Source organism: Serratia sp. szju, from assembly GCF_044594185.1.
Classification (GTDB): Bacteria; Pseudomonadota; Gammaproteobacteria; order Enterobacterales; family Enterobacteriaceae; genus Serratia; species Serratia bockelmannii.
The window spans coordinates 2,411,229-2,430,372 of sequence record NZ_CP172576.1 but is presented as its reverse complement, the minus strand read 5'-3'; the positions used below and the strand labels follow the sequence as shown (position 1 = coordinate 2,430,372).

General features: G+C 57.3%; 12 protein-coding genes, 2 tRNA genes and 3 rRNA genes. 10 read left to right on the top strand and 7 right to left on the bottom strand.

What is annotated here, in order from left to right:
• The first annotated feature begins 206 nt into the window (after positions 1-206).
• The 4 genes from trxC (at position 207) to pssA (ending at position 5,636) form a co-directional block, all read left to right on the top strand.
• Positions 207-626 carry a thioredoxin TrxC gene (gene trxC, locus RE418_RS11350; RefSeq protein ID WP_004928868.1) on the top strand — a complete coding sequence of 140 codons (420 nt, stop codon included), beginning with the start codon at positions 207-209 and terminating at the stop codon, positions 624-626.
• 115 nt (positions 627-741) lie between these two features.
• Positions 742-1,431, top strand: coding sequence for a tRNA-uridine aminocarboxypropyltransferase (locus RE418_RS11345; RefSeq protein WP_038629863.1), 690 nt, complete (start codon positions 742-744; stop codon positions 1,429-1,431).
• Between the two features lie 48 nt (positions 1,432-1,479).
• A complete protein-coding gene (locus tag RE418_RS11340) occupies positions 1,480-4,128 on the top strand; it encodes a bifunctional acetate--CoA ligase family protein/GNAT family N-acetyltransferase (RefSeq protein ID WP_025304006.1) in 2,649 nt (882 codons plus the stop codon).
• 152 nt (positions 4,129-4,280) lie between these two features.
• Positions 4,281-5,636, top strand: a complete 1,356-nt coding sequence (pssA, locus tag RE418_RS11335; protein ID WP_025304007.1) for a CDP-diacylglycerol--serine O-phosphatidyltransferase — start codon at positions 4,281-4,283, stop codon at positions 5,634-5,636.
• A gap of 36 nt (positions 5,637-5,672) precedes the next feature.
• Here pssA and RE418_RS11330 read toward each other — a convergent pair whose 3' ends face one another.
• The 7 genes from RE418_RS11330 to gmhB form a co-directional block, all read right to left on the bottom strand.
• Entirely contained in the window at positions 5,673-6,983 is a 1,311-nt protein-coding gene (locus tag RE418_RS11330; RefSeq protein ID WP_025304008.1) for an MFS family transporter, read from the bottom strand.
• A 256-nt stretch (positions 6,984-7,239) separates the two neighbouring features.
• Positions 7,240-7,355, bottom strand: a 5S ribosomal RNA gene (rrf, locus tag RE418_RS11325).
• 99 nt (positions 7,356-7,454) lie between these two features.
• Positions 7,455-10,362 (bottom strand): 23S ribosomal RNA (locus tag RE418_RS11320).
• Between the two features lie 207 nt (positions 10,363-10,569).
• Positions 10,570-10,645, bottom strand: a tRNA-Ala gene (locus RE418_RS11315).
• A 38-nt stretch (positions 10,646-10,683) separates the two neighbouring features.
• Positions 10,684-10,760: transfer RNA gene (locus tag RE418_RS11310), tRNA-Ile, on the bottom strand.
• Between the two features lie 74 nt (positions 10,761-10,834).
• Positions 10,835-12,376, bottom strand: a 16S ribosomal RNA gene (locus RE418_RS11305).
• The 16S, 23S and 5S rRNA genes sit together here with 2 tRNA genes alongside, the layout of an rRNA operon.
• Positions 12,377-12,768: 392 nt before the next feature.
• Positions 12,769-13,332 carry a D-glycero-beta-D-manno-heptose 1,7-bisphosphate 7-phosphatase gene (gene gmhB / locus RE418_RS11300; protein ID WP_025304009.1) on the bottom strand — a complete coding sequence of 188 codons (564 nt, stop codon included), beginning with the start codon at positions 13,330-13,332 and terminating at the stop codon, positions 12,769-12,771.
• 188 nt (positions 13,333-13,520) lie between these two features.
• Between gmhB and metN the strand changes: the two genes are divergently transcribed.
• From metN to proS, 6 genes are all read left to right on the top strand, one after another.
• Positions 13,521-14,552, top strand: coding sequence for a methionine ABC transporter ATP-binding protein MetN (metN, locus tag RE418_RS11295; protein WP_004932012.1), 1,032 nt, complete (start codon positions 13,521-13,523; stop codon positions 14,550-14,552).
• Positions 14,545-15,198, top strand: a complete 654-nt coding sequence (locus RE418_RS11290) for a methionine ABC transporter permease MetI (RefSeq protein WP_004932010.1) — start codon at positions 14,545-14,547, stop codon at positions 15,196-15,198. The genes metN and RE418_RS11290 overlap by 8 nt, the downstream gene beginning before the upstream one ends.
• 39 nt (positions 15,199-15,237) lie before the next feature.
• Entirely contained in the window at positions 15,238-16,053 is an 816-nt protein-coding gene (locus RE418_RS11285) for a MetQ/NlpA family lipoprotein (RefSeq protein ID WP_025304010.1), read from the top strand.
• Between the two features lie 114 nt (positions 16,054-16,167).
• A complete protein-coding gene (gene rcsF, locus RE418_RS11280; protein WP_025304011.1) occupies positions 16,168-16,572 on the top strand; it encodes an Rcs stress response system protein RcsF in 405 nt (134 codons plus the stop codon).
• The gene (gene tsaA / locus RE418_RS11275) at positions 16,569-17,276 is read left to right on the top strand and encodes a tRNA (N6-threonylcarbamoyladenosine(37)-N6)-methyltransferase TrmO (RefSeq protein WP_033644898.1); all 708 of its coding nucleotides are present in this window, start codon (positions 16,569-16,571) and stop codon (positions 17,274-17,276) included. The genes rcsF and tsaA overlap by 4 nt, the downstream gene beginning before the upstream one ends.
• Before the next feature lie 112 nt (positions 17,277-17,388).
• Positions 17,389-19,107: a proline--tRNA ligase gene (gene proS, locus RE418_RS11270; protein WP_025304013.1), complete on the top strand. Its 1,719-nt coding sequence runs from the start codon at positions 17,389-17,391 to the stop codon at positions 19,105-19,107.
• Positions 19,108-19,144: the final 37 nt, after the last annotated feature.

Genomic DNA, 19,144 nt, shown 5'->3' with positions numbered 1-19,144 from the left:
GTCTTCTCCACCAACGCGCAGGGCGCGAAGATTACCTGATGTTGGTGCACGAAGCCACCAACTTGCGCTAAAAGCTCCCAACTATCACATCCATTGAACAAACCTCATTGTTCACGCGCCGGGTTTTGCCGATAATTGTCAGCATTAAAGAAACATCTCCGCAACCGCGTTGCGGGGACCCGGCTTTCTCAGTACCCGAGGTCAACATGAATACAGTTTGTGCAGCTTGCAATGCCACCAACCGTGTGCCGGAAGAACGTCTGGCGGACAACGCGAAATGCGGCCGCTGCGGCCACGAGCTCTTCGACGGTGAAGTGATCAACGCCACCGCCGCCACGCTGGACCAGTTGCTGCAGGACGATCTGCCGGTCGTGGTCGATTTCTGGGCGCCGTGGTGCGGCCCGTGCCGCAGCTTTGCGCCGATCTTTGAAGACGTGGCCGAAGAGCGCGCCGGCAAAGTGCGCTTCGTGAAAGTGAACACCGAAGCCGAACCGGAGCTGAGCGCCCGTTTCCGCATCCGCAGCATCCCGACCATCATGGTGTTCCGTCAGGGCAAGATGGTCGACATGCTCAACGGCGCGATGCCAAAAGCACCGTTTGACAACTGGCTCAACGAGTTAGTGTGATTCCGCAAGTATAGGCCGTATCCCGCCATCGCGCGCGAACGCGCCCCGATCGAGCCCGCCCCTCCCGGCGGGCTTTTTTCTGCGTTACAATAGCGGTTTTTCCCCCAGGATCGTTATGACCGACAACGCCGTACTTCGCCTGCGCCAATTCCGTTTAGACCGCGCCACCCGCCCTTTTTTGGCGCGCGGTTGCCGGGTGGCGCGTTGTCAGGGTTGCCTGCTGCCGCATAAAAACTGCCTGTGTGACACCATTCGCCCGCAGCAGGCCGGCAGCCGCTTCTGCCTGATCATGTTCGGCGCCGAGCCGCTCAAGCCCAGCAACACCGGGCGCCTGATCGCCGATATCCTGCCGGACACCCAGGCGTTCCTCTGGTCGCGTACCGAGGTCGATCCCGCCCTGCTGGCAGCCATCAACGATCCGACGCGGCAGCCTTATGTGGTGTTCCCCGCGTCCTACGCCGACGCCGAACGGCCGGTGTTCAATGAGCTGCCCGTCGGCGGTAAACCGCCGCTGTTCATCATGCTGGACGGCACCTGGGCAGAAGCGCGCAAAATGTTCCGTAAAAGCCCGTATCTCAATCAATTCCCGGTGTTTTCACTCAACGTCGATGCCGCATCCGACTATCAGCTGCGCGAAGCCAGCCGCGCCGAGCAGCACTGTACGGCGGAAGTGGCCGCCGCCCTGTTGCAACAGGCGGGCGATCTGCCGGCCGCCGACGGATTGAATCAGCATTTCCGCTATTTCCGTCAACAGTATCTGGCGGGAAAACCGACCCGGCCGGAGGCACCGGTCACAGCAATGTAGCCATAAAGCGCCTAAAATCAGGCGTAACGTTGCCAAAAGGAGCCGTGCATGAGCCAGCGAGGGTTAGAAGCGCTACTACGTCCCAAATCGATCGCCGTGCTGGGCGCTTCGCAGCAGCCGGGCCGTGCCGGCAACCTGATGATGAGCAACCTGCTGGCCGGCGGTTTCGGCGGGCCCATCTTGCCGGTGACGCCGCGCTACAAGGCGGTATGCGGCGTCATGGCCTATCCCGACGTCGCCAGCCTGCCGCTGACGCCGGATCTGGCGATCATCTGCACCCACGCCAAGCGTAATCTGGCGCTGATCGACGCGCTGGGCCAACGCGGCTGCAAAACCGCCATCGTGCTCTCTTCGCCACCGGAACAGTTCGCCGAGCTGAAGGCCTGCGCGCAGCGCCACGCCATGCGGCTGTTGGGCCCCAACAGCCTGGGGCTGCTGGCGCCGTGGCAGGGCATCAACGCCAGCTTCTCGCCGGTGCCGATCCAAAAGGGCAAGCTGGCGTTTATCTCGCAGTCCGCCGCCGTGGCCAACACCATTCTCGACTGGGCGCAGCAGCGCGAAGTCGGCTTCTCCTACTTCATCGCGCTGGGCGACAGCCTGGACATCGACGTCGACGACCTGCTCGACTTTTTGGCGCGCGACAGCAAGACCAGCGCCATCCTGCTGTATCTGGAAAACATCAGCGACGCACGACGCTTTCTCTCCGCCTCGCGCAGCGCCTCACGCAACAAGCCCATTCTGGTGATCAAAAGCGGCCGCAGCCAACAGGCGCAATTACTGCTCAACAGCCAGCTGGGGCTGGACGCCGCTTATGACGCCGCCATCCAGCGCGCCGGCCTGCTGCGCGTGCAGGATACTCACGAGCTGTTCTCCGCGGTGGAAACCCTCAGCCATATGCATCCGCTGCGGGGGGAACGGTTGATGATCGTCAGCAACGGCGCGGCGCCGGCGGCGATGGCGCTGGACGAACTGCTCGGCCGCAACGGCAAGCTGGCGACGCTGAGCGAGGAAAGCCTGGCGAAGCTGAGCGATGCGCTGCCGGATTTCATTCGCGCCGGCAACCCGCTCGATCTGCGCGACGACGCCACGCCGCAGCGCTACCTGGCGGCTCTCGAAGCGCTGCTCGACAGCCACGACTATGACGCGCTGCTTCTGATCCATGCGCCGAGTGCGGCGGCGCCGGGCACCGCCACGGCGCAGCGGCTGATTGACGCGCTGCATCGCCATACGCGCGGCAAGCGCATCACCTTGCTGACCAACTGGTGCGGCGAATACTCTTCTCAAGAGGCGCGCCGGCAGTTTACCGAGGCCGCCATTCCCACCTACCGCACGCCGGAAGGCGCGGTCACCGCCTTTATGCATATGGTGGAATACCGCCGCAACCAAAAGCAGCTGAAAGAGACCCCGGCGCTGCCGGTCGGCCTGACCGCCAATACCGCCGACGCTCACCGCCTGATCCATCAGGCGCTGGCCGAAGGCGCCACCCAGTTGGATACCCACGAGGTGCAATCCATTCTGCAGGCTTATGACCTGAGCACCCTGCCGACCTGGATCGCCGAAGACAGCGCCGAAGCGGTGCACATCGCCGAGCAGATCGGCTACCCGGTAGCGCTGAAGCTGCGTTCGCCGGATATCCCGCACAAATCGGAAGTTCAGGGCGTGATGCTCTACCTGCGCACCGCGACCGAAGTGCAGCGCGCGGCGGAGGCGATCCTCGACCGTGTGAAGCGTACCTACCCCCAGGCGCGCATCCATGGCCTGTTGGTGCAGAGCATGGCCAACCGCGCCGGCGCCCAGGAGCTGCGCATCGCGGTGGAGCAGGATGCCATTTTCGGCCCGCTGATCATGCTGGGTGAAGGCGGCGTGGAGTGGCGCCAGGAAAATCAGGTGGCGGTCGCGCTGCCGCCGTTGAATATGGCGCTGGCGCGTTATCTGGTGCTGCAGGCGGTGAAAGGCGGCAAGATCCGCGGACGCAGCGCGCTGCGGCCTTTAGATATCCCTGGACTAAGCCGCTTGCTGGTGCAGGTCTCCAACCTGATCCTCGACTGCCCGGAGATCGCCCGGCTGGATATTCACCCGGTGTTGGCCTCCGGCAGCGAATTTACTCTGCTGGACGTTTCGATGCAGCTCGCGCCGTTCAGCGGCGATCCGCAGGCGCGGCTGGCGATCCGCCCTTATCCGCATGAGCTGGAAGAGACCATCGCGTTGAAAGACGGCAGCCAGTGCCTGTTCCGCCCTATCCTGCCGGAAGACGAGCCGGCGCTGAAACATTTCATCGACCGGGTGACCAAGGAAGACCTCTATTATCGCTACTTCAGCGAGATCAACGAGTTTACCCATGACGATTTGGCCAACATGACGCAGATCGACTACGATCGAGAAATGGCCTTTGTGGCGGTGCGCGCAGACGAGATCATCGGTGTGACCCGCGCGCTGTCCGATCCGGACAACACCGACGCCGAGTTCGCCGTACTGGTGCGTTCCGATCTCAAAGGCGTGGGCCTAGGCCGTCAGCTGCTGGAGAAAATGATCGCCTACGCGCGCGCGCATGGCCTGACCCGCCTGAGCGGCATCACCATGCCGAATAACCGCGGCATGATCGCGCTGGCGCAGCGACTGGGCTTTGGCATCGAGGTGCAGCTTGAGGACGGCATCGTCAATCTGACGCTGCCGCTGCAGGCCGCCGACGCGCAGTGACCTGCGTCGCAATGCGCTACGAATCCACCACTTAACGCCAAAACATACGCACAATCGGGGCAACTAATGGTATTATCGCCCGATTATTCGGTTTATTGTTTTTATGCCTGTGGCGTTCCGGCCATCAATCATGAGAGAAGAAACGCACTGTGATGTTGTCAAAATTTAAACGTAGCAAACATCAACAACACCTTGCACAACTGCCCAAACTCCCCCAGACGGTTGCTGATGTTCGTACGTTGTACGCGCCGTCCGATTTTCGCACCACGCTGCTGAGCGCCATCGCCAACGCCACCCAACGCATCTATCTGGTGGCCCTGTATCTGGAGCATGACGACGCCGGGCGCGAGATCCTCAACGCGCTGTATCAAGCCAAGCAGCGTCGGCCCGAGCTGGAAATCTGCGTACTGGTCGACTGGCACCGCGCACAGCGCGGGCGAATCGGCGCCGCCGCCGCCAATACCAACGCCGACTGGTACTGCGCCATGGCCAGCCAACATCCGGAACAGTCGGTGCCGATCTACGGCGTGCCGGTCAATACCCGCGAAGCGTTGGGCGTTCTGCACCTGAAGGGCTTTGTGGTCGACGATACCGTGATCTACAGCGGCGCCAGCATCAACGACGTTTATCTGCATCAGCATGAGAAATACCGTTACGATCGCTACCAGCTGATCACCAATGAGGTGTTGGCCGATACCCTGATCGATTACATCAAGCAGCATCTGCTCACCGCCGGCGCCGTACAACGCCTCGATCGCAGCGATCGGCCGAAAAGCCCGGAGATCAAAAACGAGACCCGTCTGTTCCGTTTCGCCCTGCGCCGCGCGGGTTACCACTTCCGCGGCAAGGCCGGCAACGATGAGCTGGCGGTGACGCCGCTGGTTGGGCTTGGCAAGCAAAGCGTGCTGAATAAAACCATTCATCACCTGATGTCGTGCGCCGACCAGAAACTGACGCTGTGTACTCCCTATTTCAACCTGCCGGCGCTGCTGGTGCGCAACATCATTTATCTGCTGCGCCAGGGCAAACAGGTGGAGATCATCGTCGGCGACAAGACCGCCAACGACTTCTATATTCCGGAGGACCAGCCGTTCAAAATCATCGGCGCGCTGCCCTACCTGTACGAGATCAACCTGCGCCGCTTTCTGAGCCGCTTGCAGCGTTATATCGACACCGGACAGCTGATCGTGCGTCTGTGGAAGGATGGCGATAACAGCTATCACCTGAAAGGCATGTGGGTAGACGAAGAGTGGCAGCTGATTACCGGCAATAACCTCAACCCGCGCGCCTGGCGGCTGGATCTGGAAAACGCCATTCTGATCCACGATCCCAAGCAGGAAATGCGCGAGCAGCGGCAAAAAGAGCTGGAATGCATCCGCACTCACACCACCGTGGTCGGCCACTATCAGGAGCTGCAAAGCATTCAGCAGTACCCGATCAAGGTGCGTAAGCTGATTCGCCGTCTGCGGCGTATCCGCATCGATCGGCTGATTAGCCGTATCCTGTAAGATGGACTCTGACCCCGGCCAAGGCCGGGGTTTTTATTACAGCTGTATCTCCTTGCCTTTGCGATGCAACCGGAGCGAGACCAGCAACGCCAGCAGGCACATGCCGGAAACGTACCAGAAGAAAGCGTTCTCCACGCCAAACGATTTAAGCGACAACGCGACATATTCCGCCGAACCACCGAACAGGGCATTCGCCACCGCATAAGACAAGCCTACCCCTAACGCGCGTACCTCCGGCGGGAACATCTCGGCTTTAAGCAGCCCGCTGATCGCGGTGTAAAAGCTGACAACGAACAGCGCCAACACGATCAGACCGAACGCCATAAAGGGGTTGGTCACCTCTTTCAAGGCAAACAGGATCGGCACCGTCAACACCGTGGCGAAGGCTGAGAAGATCAGCATCGAGCTGCGACGGCCGATTTTGTCCGAAAACGCGCCTACCGCCGGCTGCAGCAGCATAAAGACGAACAGCGCCACGGTCATGATGGCGCTGGCCAGCTTGGCGTCCATACCAGCGGTGTTCACCAGGTATTTTTGCATGTAGGTGGTGAAGGTGTAGAAGGTTAGCGAACCGGCGGCGGTAAAGCCCAGCACCATCAGGAACGCCTTGCGGTTCTTCCACAGCCCCGTCAGCGAACCGGCATCTTTGTGGTTACGCGTCTTCGCATCGGAGGTTTCATTCAGCGAGCGGCGCAGGTACAGCGCCACCACCGCCAACACCGCCCCCAAGGCAAACGGAATACGCCATCCCCAGGCTTTCAGCTCTTCGCCGGACAATATTTGCTGCAAGATCACCAAAACCAGCAGCGCCAACAGTTGCCCGCCGATCAGCGTCACGTACTGGAACGAGGCGTAGAAGCCACGCCGCCCCTTGATTGCCACCTCGCTCATGTAGGTGGCGCTGGTGCCATACTCCCCCCCTACCGACAACCCCTGGAACAGGCGGGCAATCAGCAGCAGCGCCGGCGCCCAGCTGCCGATTGATTCATAAGTCGGCAGGCAGGCGATCACCAGCGATCCGGCGCACATCATGCAGACCGAAATCAGCATCGAGTTTTTCCGGCCATGCTTGTCAGCGATGTAGCCGAATAACCAACCTCCGATAGGTCGCATGAAGAAGCCGGCGGCGAATACCCCGGCGGTTTGCAGCAGCTGTGTCGTACTGTTGCCCGCCGGAAAAAATGAGGCGGCAAAGTAGATTGAGCAGAAGGAGTAGACGTAAAAATCAAACCACTCCACCAGATTGCCTGACGAAGCCCCGACGATAGCGAAAATGCGTTTCTTGTTATCCAGCGCTCCCTGTTCGGTGCCGTGCTCATCCCCAAGAGCCGAGGTTGTTTCTGTCATGATGTTTTCTCCGAGCCATAGCAATGATGAAATTCGGCGTCCTGCCGCCAGGTGTTACTTTATTGTTATTTATAAGTTAACAGCCAAACTTAATAGCGGACGAAGAATATCTGATATTCAGAGAAACAATGCGTTGGTTTTGTGATGAATATTAAACAGTACGATGAAAGCTGAAGCGGATTACAACGGGGATTTTCCATTTTACGCATAGCAAAAAGCCCTGAACGTCAGTTCAGGGCTTTCGGCTTTATTTGATGCCTGGCAGTGTCCTACTCTCGCATGGGGAGACCCCACACTACCATCGGCGCTACGGCGTTTCACTTCTGAGTTCGGCATGGGGTCAGGTGGGACCACCGCGCTATTGCCGCCAGGCAAATTCTGTTTCATTCCAACCGCATCACTCCCGTGAAGCCATCAGAACCAATCTCGGAACTTCGCTGAAAATCTCTCTAAAAACACCTTCGGTGTTGTAAGGTTAAGCCTCACGGATCATTAGTACTGGTTAGCTCAATGCATCGCTGCACTTACACACCCAGCCTATCAACGTCTTAGTCTTAAACGTTCCTTCAGGGGCCTTAAAGGCCCAGGGAAGACTCATCTTGAGGCAAGTTTCGCGCTTAGATGCTTTCAGCGCTTATCTTTTCCGCACTTAGCTACCGGGCAATGCCATTGGCATGACAACCCGAACACCAGTGGTGCGTTCACTCCGGTCCTCTCGTACTAGGAGCAACCCCTCTCAATCTTCCAACGCCCACGGCAGATAGGGACCGAACTGTCTCACGACGTTCTAAACCCAGCTCGCGTACCACTTTAAATGGCGAACAGCCATACCCTTGGGACCTACTTCAGCCCCAGGATGTGATGAGCCGACATCGAGGTGCCAAACACCGCCGTCGATATGAACTCTTGGGCGGTATCAGCCTGTTATCCCCGGAGTACCTTTTATCCGTTGAGCGATGGCCCTTCCATTCAGAACCACCGGATCACTAAGACCTACTTTCGTACCTGCTCGAGCCGTCACTCTCGCAGTCAAGCTAGCTTATGCCTTTGCACTAACCTCACGATGTCCGACCGTGATTAGCTAACCTTCGTGCTCCTCCGTTACTCTTTGGGAGGAGACCGCCCCAGTCAAACTACCCACCAGACACTGTCCTCACCCCAGATTATGGGGCCGAGTTAGAACATCAAACATTAAAGGGTGGTATTTCAAGGATGGCTCCACGCAGACTGGCGTCCACGCTTCAAAGCCTCCCACCTATCCTACACATCAAGGCTCAATGTTCAGTGTCAAGCTATAGTAAAGGTTCACGGGGTCTTTCCGTCTTGCCGCGGGTACACTGCATCTTCACAGCGAGTTCAATTTCACTGAGTCTCGGGTGGAGACAGCCTGGCCATCATTACGCCATTCGTGCAGGTCGGAACTTACCCGACAAGGAATTTCGCTACCTTAGGACCGTTATAGTTACGGCCGCCGTTTACTGGGGCTTCGATCAAGAGCTTCGCCTTGCGGCTGACCCCATCAATTAACCTTCCAGCACCGGGCAGGCGTCACACCGTATACGTCCACTTTCGTGTTTGCACAGTGCTGTGTTTTTATTAAACAGTTGCAGCCAGCTGGTATCTTCGACTGGCTTCAGCTCCATCCGCAAGGGACTTCACCTACATGCCAGCGTGCCTTCTCCCGAAGTTACGGCACCATTTTGCCTAGTTCCTTCACCCGAGTTCTCTCAAGCGCCTTGGTATTCTCTACCTGACCACCTGTGTCGGTTTGGGGTACGATTTAATGTTACCTGATGCTTAGAGGATTTTCCTGGAAGCAGGGCATCAACTACTTCTGCACCGTAGTGCATCGTCATCACGCCTCAGGGTTAGTATGCAACCGGATTTACCAGGTCACACCCCCTACACGCTTAAACCGGGACAACCGTCGCCCGGCTAGCCTAGCCTTCTCCGTCCCCCCTTCGCAGTAACACCAAGTACAGGAATATTAACCTGTTTCCCATCGACTACGCTTTTCAGCCTCGCCTTAGGGGTCGACTCACCCTGCCCCGATTAACGTTGGACAGGAACCCTTGGTCTTCCGGCGAGCGGGCTTTTCACCCGCTTTATCGTTACTTATGTCAGCATTCGCACTTCTGATACCTCCAGCAACCCTCACAGGCCACCTTCAACGGCTTACAGAACGCTCCCCTACCCAACAACGCCTAAGCGTCGCTGCCGCAGCTTCGGTGCATGGTTTAGCCCCGTTACATCTTCCGCGCAGGCCGACTCGACCAGTGAGCTATTACGCTTTCTTTAAATGATGGCTGCTTCTAAGCCAACATCCTGGCTGTCTATGCCTTCCCACATCGTTTCCCACTTAACCATGACTTTGGGACCTTAGCTGGCGGTCTGGGTTGTTTCCCTCTTCACGACGGACGTTAGCACCCGCCGTGTGTCTCCCGTGATAACATTCTTCGGTATTCGGAGTTTGCATCGGTTTGGTAAGCCGGGATGGCCCCCTAGCCGAAACAGTGCTCTACCCCCGAAGATGAGTTCACGAGGCGCTACCTAAATAGCTTTCGGGGAGAACCAGCTATCTCCCGGTTTGATTGGCCTTTCACCCCCAGCCACAAGTCATCCGCTAATTTTTCAACATTAGTCGGTTCGGTCCTCCAGTTAGTGTTACCCAACCTTCAACCTGCCCATGGCTAGATCACCGGGTTTCGGGTCTATACCTTGCAACTAATCGCCCAGTTAAGACTCGGTTTCCCTACGGCTCCCCTATACGGTTAACCTTGCTACAAAATATAAGTCGCTGACCCATTATACAAAAGGTACGCAGTCACACCACGAAGGTGCTCCCACTGCTTGTACGTACACGGTTTCAGGTTCTATTTCACTCCCCTCGCCGGGGTTCTTTTCGCCTTTCCCTCACGGTACTGGTTCACTATCGGTCAGTCAGGAGTATTTAGCCTTGGAGGATGGTCCCCCCATATTCAGACAGGATGTCACGTGTCCCGCCCTACTCATCGAACTCACGACCTGTGCATTTTAGTGTACGGGGCTATCACCCTTTGCTGCGCGACTTTCCAGACGCTTCCACTAACACACAAGCCGATTCAGGTTCTGGGCTCCTCCCCGTTCGCTCGCCGCTACTGGGGGAATCTCGGTTGATTTCTTTTCCTCGGGGTACTTAGATGTTTCAGTTCCCCCGGTTCGCCTCATGCCACTATGTATTCATGACATGATAGTGTGTCGAAACACACTGGGTTTCCCCATTCGGGTATCGCCGGTTATAACGGTTCATATCACCTTACCGACGCTTTTCGCAGATTAGCACGCCCTTCATCGCCTCTGACTGCCTAGGCATCCACCGTGTACGCTTAGTCACTTAACCTCACAACCCGAAGATGTTTCCATCGTTCGTGCTGCAAACATTTGAGAGACTCTATGACAGGTTACTCTTCATCCCAGTACATCTACGGAGGGATAAATTTCAGCCGTCATGTTTCAATTTTCAGCTTGTTCCAGATTGTTAAAGAGCAAAATACTTCGCAGCATACTGTCGCCAATATACTCTGAAGTATTGAAATACCGGACTATATGGTGGAGCTAAGCGGGATCGAACCGCTGACCTCCTGCGTGCAAGGCAGGCGCTCTCCCAGCTGAGCTATAGCCCCATACAGTCACGTGCAGTACCTTTTCCACTTCTGAGAAGTGGTAGGCCTGAGTGGACTTGAACCACCGACCTCACCCTTATCAGGGGTGCGCTCTAACCACCTGAGCTACAAGCCTATAAAGGTATTTCTGCTCGTTACTTTCTATCAGACAATCTGTGTGAGCACGCCACTCGAATCAATATCTTTAGGTAAGGAGGTGATCCAACCGCAGGTTCCCCTACGGTTACCTTGTTACGACTTCACCCCAGTCATGAATCACAAAGTGGTAAGCGCCCTCCCGAAGGTTAAGCTACCTACTTCTTTTGCAACCCACTCCCATGGTGTGACGGGCGGTGTGTACAAGGCCCGGGAACGTATTCACCGTAGCATTCTGATCTACGATTACTAGCGATTCCGACTTCATGGAGTCGAGTTGCAGACTCCAATCCGGACTACGACATACTTTATGAGGTCCGCTTGCTCTCGCGAGGTCGCTTCTCTTTGTATATGCCATTGTAGCACGTGTGTAGCCCTACTCGTAAGGGCCATGATGACTTGACGTCATCCCCACCTTCCTCCAGTTTATCACTGGCAGTCTCCTTTGAGTTCCCGGCCGAACCGCTGGCAACAAAGGATAAGGGTTGCGCTCGTTGCGGGACTTAACCCAACATTTCACAACACGAGCTGACGACAGCCATGCAGCACCTGTCTCAGAGTTCCCGAAGGCACCAATCCATCTCTGGAAAGTTCTCTGGATGTCAAGAGTAGGTAAGGTTCTTCGCGTTGCATCGAATTAAACCACATGCTCCACCGCTTGTGCGGGCCCCCGTCAATTCATTTGAGTTTTAACCTTGCGGCCGTACTCCCCAGGCGGTCGATTTAACGCGTTAGCTCCGGAAGCCACGCCTCAAGGGCACAACCTCCAAATCGACATCGTTTACAGCGTGGACTACCAGGGTATCTAATCCTGTTTGCTCCCCACGCTTTCGCACCTGAGCGTCAGTCTTCGTCCAGGGGGCCGCCTTCGCCACCGGTATTCCTCCAGATCTCTACGCATTTCACCGCTACACCTGGAATTCTACCCCCCTCTACGAGACTCTAGCTTGCCAGTTTCAAATGCAGTTCCCAGGTTGAGCCCGGGGATTTCACATCTGACTTAACAAACCGCCTGCGTGCGCTTTACGCCCAGTAATTCCGATTAACGCTTGCACCCTCCGTATTACCGCGGCTGCTGGCACGGAGTTAGCCGGTGCTTCTTCTGCGAGTAACGTCAATTGATGAACGTATTAAGCTCACCACCTTCCTCCTCGCTGAAAGTGCTTTACAACCCGAAGGCCTTCTTCACACACGCGGCATGGCTGCATCAGGCTTGCGCCCATTGTGCAATATTCCCCACTGCTGCCTCCCGTAGGAGTCTGGACCGTGTCTCAGTTCCAGTGTGGCTGGTCATCCTCTCAGACCAGCTAGGGATCGTCGCCTAGGTGAGCCATTACCCCACCTACTAGCTAATCCCATCTGGGCACATCTGATGGCAAGAGGCCCGAAGGTCCCCCTCTTTGGTCTTGCGACGTTATGCGGTATTAGCTACCGTTTCCAGTAGTTATCCCCCTCCATCAGGCAGTTTCCCAGACATTACTCACCCGTCCGCCGCTCGTCACCCAGGAAGCAAGCTCCCCTGTGCTACCGCTCGACTTGCATGTGTTAAGCCTGCCGCCAGCGTTCAATCTGAGCCATGATCAAACTCTTCAATTAAAAGCTTGATTTGCTTCCACTCGAGAAGCGATGCTCAAAGATTTACTGCATGAATTTTACTTCAGTTAGTCACTCTTCAAGACTTGATATTTTTTTGCATCCGAAGATGCTGGATATCGTCTTGTGGAGTGCCCACACAGATTGTCTGATAAATTGTTAAAGAGCAGTGAGTTAGGCGCTTTCGCTTGCTAACTCGAGGTGGCGTATATTACGCTTTCCTCTTTCAGAGTCAACCCTAATTTCAGGATTTTTTCTCTGCGACCCCCGGAGACTCTGTGAAGTTGTTCACATGTTCCGTGTCGATGGAGGCGCATTATAGGGAGCCGGTTCAGAATGACAAGCGTTAATATGCATTTTTTATCTGACCGCTCACTATTCATTCGTAACGCCTATTAAACCCGCTTTTTGATGGCTGCAGGCAGGTCCGCCAGGCTATTAAGCACCCAATCGGCCAGCTTTTCGCCCTGCTCCGTCACCGGCTTGCCGGTACGCACCAGCACCTTGGTGCCGACGCCGGCCGCGATCGCCGCCTGCATGTCTTCCGGTTTATCCCCCACCATATAAGAAGCGGCCATATCGATGTTCAATTCCTGCTGCGCTTGCAACAGCATGCCCGGCTGCGGTTTACGGCAGTCGCACACCTGACGATACTCCTCTACTGCCGCCTCCGGATGATGCGGGCAGAAATAGATGCCGTCGAAGTCGACATCGCGATCGGCCAGCGACCAGTCCATCCACTCGGTCAGGTACATAAACTGGTCTTCGCTGAACTTGCCGCGCGCAATGCCGGACTGGTTGGTCACCATCACCAACGCGAAGCCCATCTTTTTAAGTTCGCGACAGGCGTCAATCACGCCGTCAATAAAGTGGAAATTGTCGATTTCATGGACATAACCATGGTCAACATTAATCGTACCGTCACGATCGAGAAAAATTGCTGGAACGCTTTGTGTCACCGCTTTGCTCCTGAGGGGCTGAATACGCTGACAGTATCGCATGTTTTACCCCGCACTGAGAACGCCGGAGAACGTCGCTGGCCGTTGACTTAGACGTCTAGACGCCTTAACATCTGATCCATACCTTGGTTCCACGCCGAGGTTTACTTTTATCTAGCCACGGGCAACCACGCTAAAATAAGAAGAATATGATTAAACTTTCTAACATCACTAAAGTGTTCCAGCAGGGTTCGCGCACCATTACCGCGCTCTCTGACGTGACCCTTCACGTCCCTGCCGGGCAAATCTATGGCGTTATCGGGTCTTCCGGCGCCGGTAAAAGCACGCTGATTCGCTGCGCCAACATGCTGGAGCGCCCTACGTCCGGCCAGGTCCTGGTCGACGGTCAGGATCTGACTTCGCTGTCGGAAAGCGAACTGACGCGCGCCCGTCGCCAAATCGGCATGATCTTCCAGCACTTCAACCTGCTCTCTTCCCGCACGGTGTTCGGCAACGTCGCGCTGCCGCTGGAGCTGGATAATACGCCGCGCGCCGAGATCAAAAAGCGCGTGACCGAACTGCTGGAGCTGGTCGGCCTGGCGGACAAACACGACGCCTATCCGGCCAACCTGTCCGGCGGCCAGAAACAGCGCGTGGCGATCGCGCGCGCGCTGGCCAGTAACCCCAAAGTGCTGCTGTGCGACGAAGCCACCAGCGCGCTGGATCCGGCCACCACCCGTTCCATCCTGGAACTGCTGAAAGACATCAACCGCCGTCTGGGCCTGACCATTCTGCTCATCACCCATGAAATGGACGTGGTGAAACGCATCTGCGACCAGGTCGCGGTCATCAGCCAGGGGCAACTGATCGAAAAAGACAGCGTCAGCGAAGTGTTCTCACACCCGAAAACCCCGCTGGCCCAACAGTTCATTCAGTCCACGCTGCATCTGGATATTCCGGACGACTACGCCGCGCGCCTGTCGCCGGAGCGCCAGGGCGACCGTCAGCCGCTGCTGCGCCTGGAATTCACCGGCCAGTCGGTCGATGCGCCGCTGCTGTCTGAAGCCGCTCGCCGCTTCAACGTGAACAACAACATTATCAGCGCCCAGATGGATTATGCCGGCGGCGTGAAATTCGGCGTGATGCTGGCGGAGCTGCACGGCAGCGACGAAGACGCGCTGGCGACGATTAAGTTCCTGCAAGAAAATCAGGTAAAAGTAGAGGTTCTGGGTTATGTCTGAGGCAATGATGTGGTTGATGGCACGTGGCGTGTGGGAAACCGTCATGATGACCTTTGTCTCCGGCTTCTTCGGTTTCGTGCTCGGCCTGCCGGTCGGCGTGCTGCTGTATGTGACCCGCCCGGGGCAGATCATCGCCAACAATTCGCTGTATAAGATCCTGTCCGGGCTGGTGAACATCTTCCGTTCCATCCCGTTCATTATCCTGTTGGTTTGGATGATTCCTTTTACCCGCATGATCGTCGGTACCTCGATCGGTCTTCAGGCGGCCATCGTGCCGTTGACCGTGGGCGCCGCGCCGTTCATCGCGCGCATGGTGGAAAACGCCCTGCTGGAGATCCCGTCCGGTCTGGTGGAAGCGGCGCGCGCCATGGGCGCCACGCCGATGCAGATCATTAAGAAAGTGTTGCTGCCGGAAGCCCTACCGGGCCTGGTCAACGCCGCGACCATCACCCTAATCACCCTGGTGGGTTACTCCGCCATGGGCGGCGCGGTCGGTGCCGGCGGTCTGGGCCAAATCGGTTACCAATACGGTTATATCGGTTATAACGCCACAGTTATGAATACCGTATTAGTATTACTGGTAGTTTTGGTTTATCTGATCCAATTCTGCGGCGATCGCATCGTCAAAGCCGTTACCCATAAATAGTTTCACAGCATATTAATGCGAGTCTAATGAGGAAGGGATATGTCGTTAACATTTAAATCCATCGCGACAATTGGCGCACTGATCGGCACTCTGGCTCTGGCGGGTTGCGGCCAGGATGAAAAGAATCCAAACCACATCAAGGTCGGCGTGATCGTCGGCGCAGAGCAGCAAGTGGCTGAAGTGGCGCAGAAAGTGGCGAAAGAGAAATACGGTCTGGACGTCGAGCTGGTCACCTTCAACGATTACGTGCTGCCAAACGAAGCGCTGAGCAAAGGCGATATCGACCTGAACGCCTTCCAGCACAAGCCTTATCTGGATCAGCAGATCAAAGATCGCGGCTACAAGCTGGTGCCGGTCGGCAGCACCTTTGTTTACCCGATCGCCGGTTACTCCAAGAAAATCAAATCGCTGGACGAACTGAAAGAGGGTTCTCAGATCGCACTGCCGAACGATCCGACCAACCTGGGCCGCTCGCTGCTGCTGCTGCAGAAAGTCGGCCTGATCAAACTGAAAGACGGCGTTGGCCTGCTGCCGACCGTGCTGGACGTGACCGAGAACCCGAAAAACCTGAAGCTGGTTGAGCTGGAAGCGCCTCAGCTGCCACGTTCTCTGGACGATCAGCAGATCGCGCTGGCGGTGATCAATACCACCTACGCCAGCCAGATCGGCCTGACGCCGGCGAAAGACGGTCTGTTCGTGGAAGATAAAGACTCGCCTTACGTCAACCTGCTGGTTGCGCGCGAAGATAACAAAGATGCGGAAAACGTGAAGAAATTCGTGCAGGCCTATCAGTCTGACGAAGTTGACGCCGCCGCCAACAAAATCTTCAACGGCGGTGCGGTGAAAGGCTGGTAAGCGCTTATTCACCAATTTTATTCCTATAATTGCAAGACGGGCCAAGGCCCGTCTTGTTATTTCCGCCATAGATTGCTTCAATAGCGCCACTTTCATTAAGGCAGAGGAATCTCAATGCGTGTTTTACCTCTCTGTTTGTTAGCGCTCGCGCTGGCCGGATGTTCATCGCAACGTATCGCGCCATCCTCAACAAACAGCACCAGCAAGCCGACCACGACCGCCCCGGCCAAGACCACGCCGGCCGCCCGCCCCGCTCCGGTAAAACTGTATAAAAGTGCAGAAGAACTCGTGGGTAAACCGTTCCGCGATCTGGGTGAAGTGTCCGGCGAATCGTGCCAAACCACCGTACAAGACTCCCCACCGAATCTGGCTACCGCCCGTAAACGCATGCAAATCCGCGCGTCTTACATGAAGGCCAACGCCGTGCTGCTGCACGACTGCCAGATTGTCAGCGGCGTCGCCGGTTGTTATCAGCAGGCCGTCTGCCAGGGCTCGGCGCTTAACGTCTCGTCCAAATGACCGAATTCGTTTTCGAGCAGATCGGCGTGATCCGCTCGCCATATAAAGAGAAATTCGCCGTGCCCCGCCAACCTGGGCTGGTCGAAGACGGTGGCGGCGAACTGCTGTTGCTACCGCCCTACAACCAGGCGGAAGCGGTTCGCGGTCTCAGCGATTTCAGCCATCTGTGGGTGATGTTCATTTTCCATCAAACCATGGAAGGCGGCTGGCGCCCGACGGTACGCCCACCGCGTTTAGGCGGCAATGCCCGCATGGGCGTGTTCGCCACCCGCTCCACCTTCCGCCCCAACCCGCTCGGCATGTCGCTCATTGAGCTCAAAGGCGTACGGGTGAAAAACGGGGAAGTGGCGCTGGAACTGGGCAGCCTCGATCTGGTCGACGGTACCCCGGTGGTGGACATCAAGCCTTATCTGCCGTTCGCCGAGAGCCAACCGCAGGCCCGCGCCGGCTTTGCCCAGGCCGCGCCCGCCGGCGATATGCCGGTGCGTTTCGCGCCGCAGGCGGAACAGCAGCTGCAGCAACATCAGGCGCGCTACCCGCAATTAAGGCGTTTTATCAGCCAGGTGCTGGCACAGGACCCCCGTCCCGCCTATCGTAAAGGAGAGGACGTCGAACGGGATTACGCCGTCTGGCTGCTGGATTTCAACGTGCGCTGGCGCGTCGTAGACGGCCACACCGAAGTGCTGTCGCTCGACCCGCGTTAAAATTCCGCCGCCTCTCTTTTGGCGACCCGCTCGCGCTGGTAAACTAAATCACTTTTTGGCCGCCACTCTGGCAGCCCGATGCAATTTGCAGTTCTAACGGAACCAAAACACCATGCGTACTAGCCAATATCTGCTCTCCACTCTGAAGGAGACACCTGCCGACGCCGAAGTGATCAGCCACCAGCTGATGCTGCGCGCCGGGATGATCCGCAAGCTGGCCTCCGGTCTTTACACCTGGCTGCCGACCGGCCTGCGCGTTCTGAAGAAGGTTGAAAACATCGTTCGCGAAGAAATGAACAATGCTAATGCGATCGAAGTGTCCATGCCGGTGGTTCAGCCTGCCGACCTGTGGCAGGAAAGCGGCCGTTGGGAGCAATACGGCCCCGAGCTGCTGCGCTTCGTCGACCGCGGTGACCGTCCTTTCGTGCTGGGCCCGACGCATGAAGAAGTGATTACCGATCTGATCCGCAACGAGATCAGCTCGTACAAGCAGCTGCCGCTGAACTTCTTCCAGATCCAGACCAAGTTCCGTGATGAAGTGCGCCCACGTTTCGGCGTGATGCGTTCCCGTGAGTTCCTGATGAAGGATGCCTACTCCTTCCATACCTCGCAGGAGTCTCTGCAGGAGACTTACGACGCGATGTACGAAGCGTACAGCAAAATCTTCAGCCGCATGGGCCTGGATTTCCGCCCGGTGCAGGCCGATACCGGCTCGATCGGCGGCAGTGCGTCGCACGAATTCCAGGTGCTGGCAGACAGCGGTGAAGACGATATCGTGTTCTCCACCGGTTCCGACTTCGCCGCCAACATCGAGCTGGCGGAAGCGGTCGCGCCGGCGGCTCCGCGCGCGGCGGCCAGCGAAGCGCTGCGCCTGGTAGATACCCCGAACGCAAAAACCATCGCCGAGCTGGTCGAGCAATTCGCGCTGCCAGTGGAAAAAACCGTGAAGACGCTGATGGTACGCGCCACCGAAGAGAGCGGCCACAAGCTGGTCGCTCTGCTGGTGCGCGGCGATCACGAGCTGAACGAAGTCAAGGCAGAGAAGCTGGCGCAGGTTGCCACGCCGCTGACCTTCGCCACCGAAGAAGAAATTCGCGCCATCGTCGGTGCCGGCCCGGGTTCACTCGGCCCGGTCAACCTGCCGATGCCGGTGGTAGCTGACCGCAGCGTGGCGGCGATGAGCGACTTTGGCGCCGGCGCCAACGTTGACGGCAAACACTACTTCGGCATCAACTGGGAGCGCGATCTGCCGCTGCCGCAGGTGGCCGATATCCGTAACGTGGTGGAAGGCGACGCCAGCCCGGACGGTCAGGGTACGCTGCTGATCAAACGTGGCATCGAAGTGGGCCATATCTTCCAGCTCGGCACCAAGTATTCGGAAGCGATGAAAGCGACCGTGCAAGGCGAAGATGGCCGTAACCAGGTACTGACCATGGGTTGCTACGGCATCGGAGTCACGCGCGTTGTGGCCGCCGCCATCGAGCAGAACCACGACGAACGCGGCATCATCTGGCCGGACGCTATCGCGCCGTTCCAGGTCGCTATTCTGCCGATGAACATGCACAAGTCGTTCCGCGTGCAGGCGCTCGCCGAAGAGCTGTACAACACTCTGCGCTCCCATGGCATCGACGTGATCCTCGATGACCGCAAAGAGCGTCCGGGCGTGATGTTCGCGGATATGGAACTGATCGGCGTGCCGCACTCTATCGTTATCGGTGACCGTAACCTCGACAACGAAGAGATCGAGTACAAGAACCGCCGCGTCGGCGAGAAGCAAATGATCAAAACCGGCGAAATCGTTGATTTCCTGCTGGGCCAGATCAAACGCTGAGCGACGAACGCCAGAAAATAAAAAACCCGCCTAGGCG

What these genes read in the sequence shown, in the direction of transcription:
- RE418_RS11330 (WP_025304008.1), bottom strand. Translation starts at nt 6,983, where the DNA reads ATGACAGAAACAACCTCGGCTCTTGGGGATGAGCACGGCACCGAACAG.
- tsaA (WP_033644898.1), top strand. Translation starts at nt 16,569, where the DNA reads ATGACCGAATTCGTTTTCGAGCAGATCGGCGTGATCCGCTCGCCATAT.
- rcsF (WP_025304011.1), top strand. Translation starts at nt 16,168, where the DNA reads ATGCGTGTTTTACCTCTCTGTTTGTTAGCGCTCGCGCTGGCCGGATGT.
- RE418_RS11345 (WP_038629863.1), top strand. Translation starts at nt 742, where the DNA reads ATGACCGACAACGCCGTACTTCGCCTGCGCCAATTCCGTTTAGACCGC.
- metN (WP_004932012.1), top strand. Translation starts at nt 13,521, where the DNA reads ATGATTAAACTTTCTAACATCACTAAAGTGTTCCAGCAGGGTTCGCGC.
- RE418_RS11285 (WP_025304010.1), top strand. Translation starts at nt 15,238, where the DNA reads ATGTCGTTAACATTTAAATCCATCGCGACAATTGGCGCACTGATCGGC.
- proS (WP_025304013.1), top strand. Translation starts at nt 17,389, where the DNA reads ATGCGTACTAGCCAATATCTGCTCTCCACTCTGAAGGAGACACCTGCC.
- pssA (WP_025304007.1), top strand. Translation starts at nt 4,281, where the DNA reads ATGTTGTCAAAATTTAAACGTAGCAAACATCAACAACACCTTGCACAA.
- RE418_RS11340 (WP_025304006.1), top strand. Translation starts at nt 1,480, where the DNA reads ATGAGCCAGCGAGGGTTAGAAGCGCTACTACGTCCCAAATCGATCGCC.
- trxC (WP_004928868.1), top strand. Translation starts at nt 207, where the DNA reads ATGAATACAGTTTGTGCAGCTTGCAATGCCACCAACCGTGTGCCGGAA.
- RE418_RS11290 (WP_004932010.1), top strand. Translation starts at nt 14,545, where the DNA reads ATGTCTGAGGCAATGATGTGGTTGATGGCACGTGGCGTGTGGGAAACC.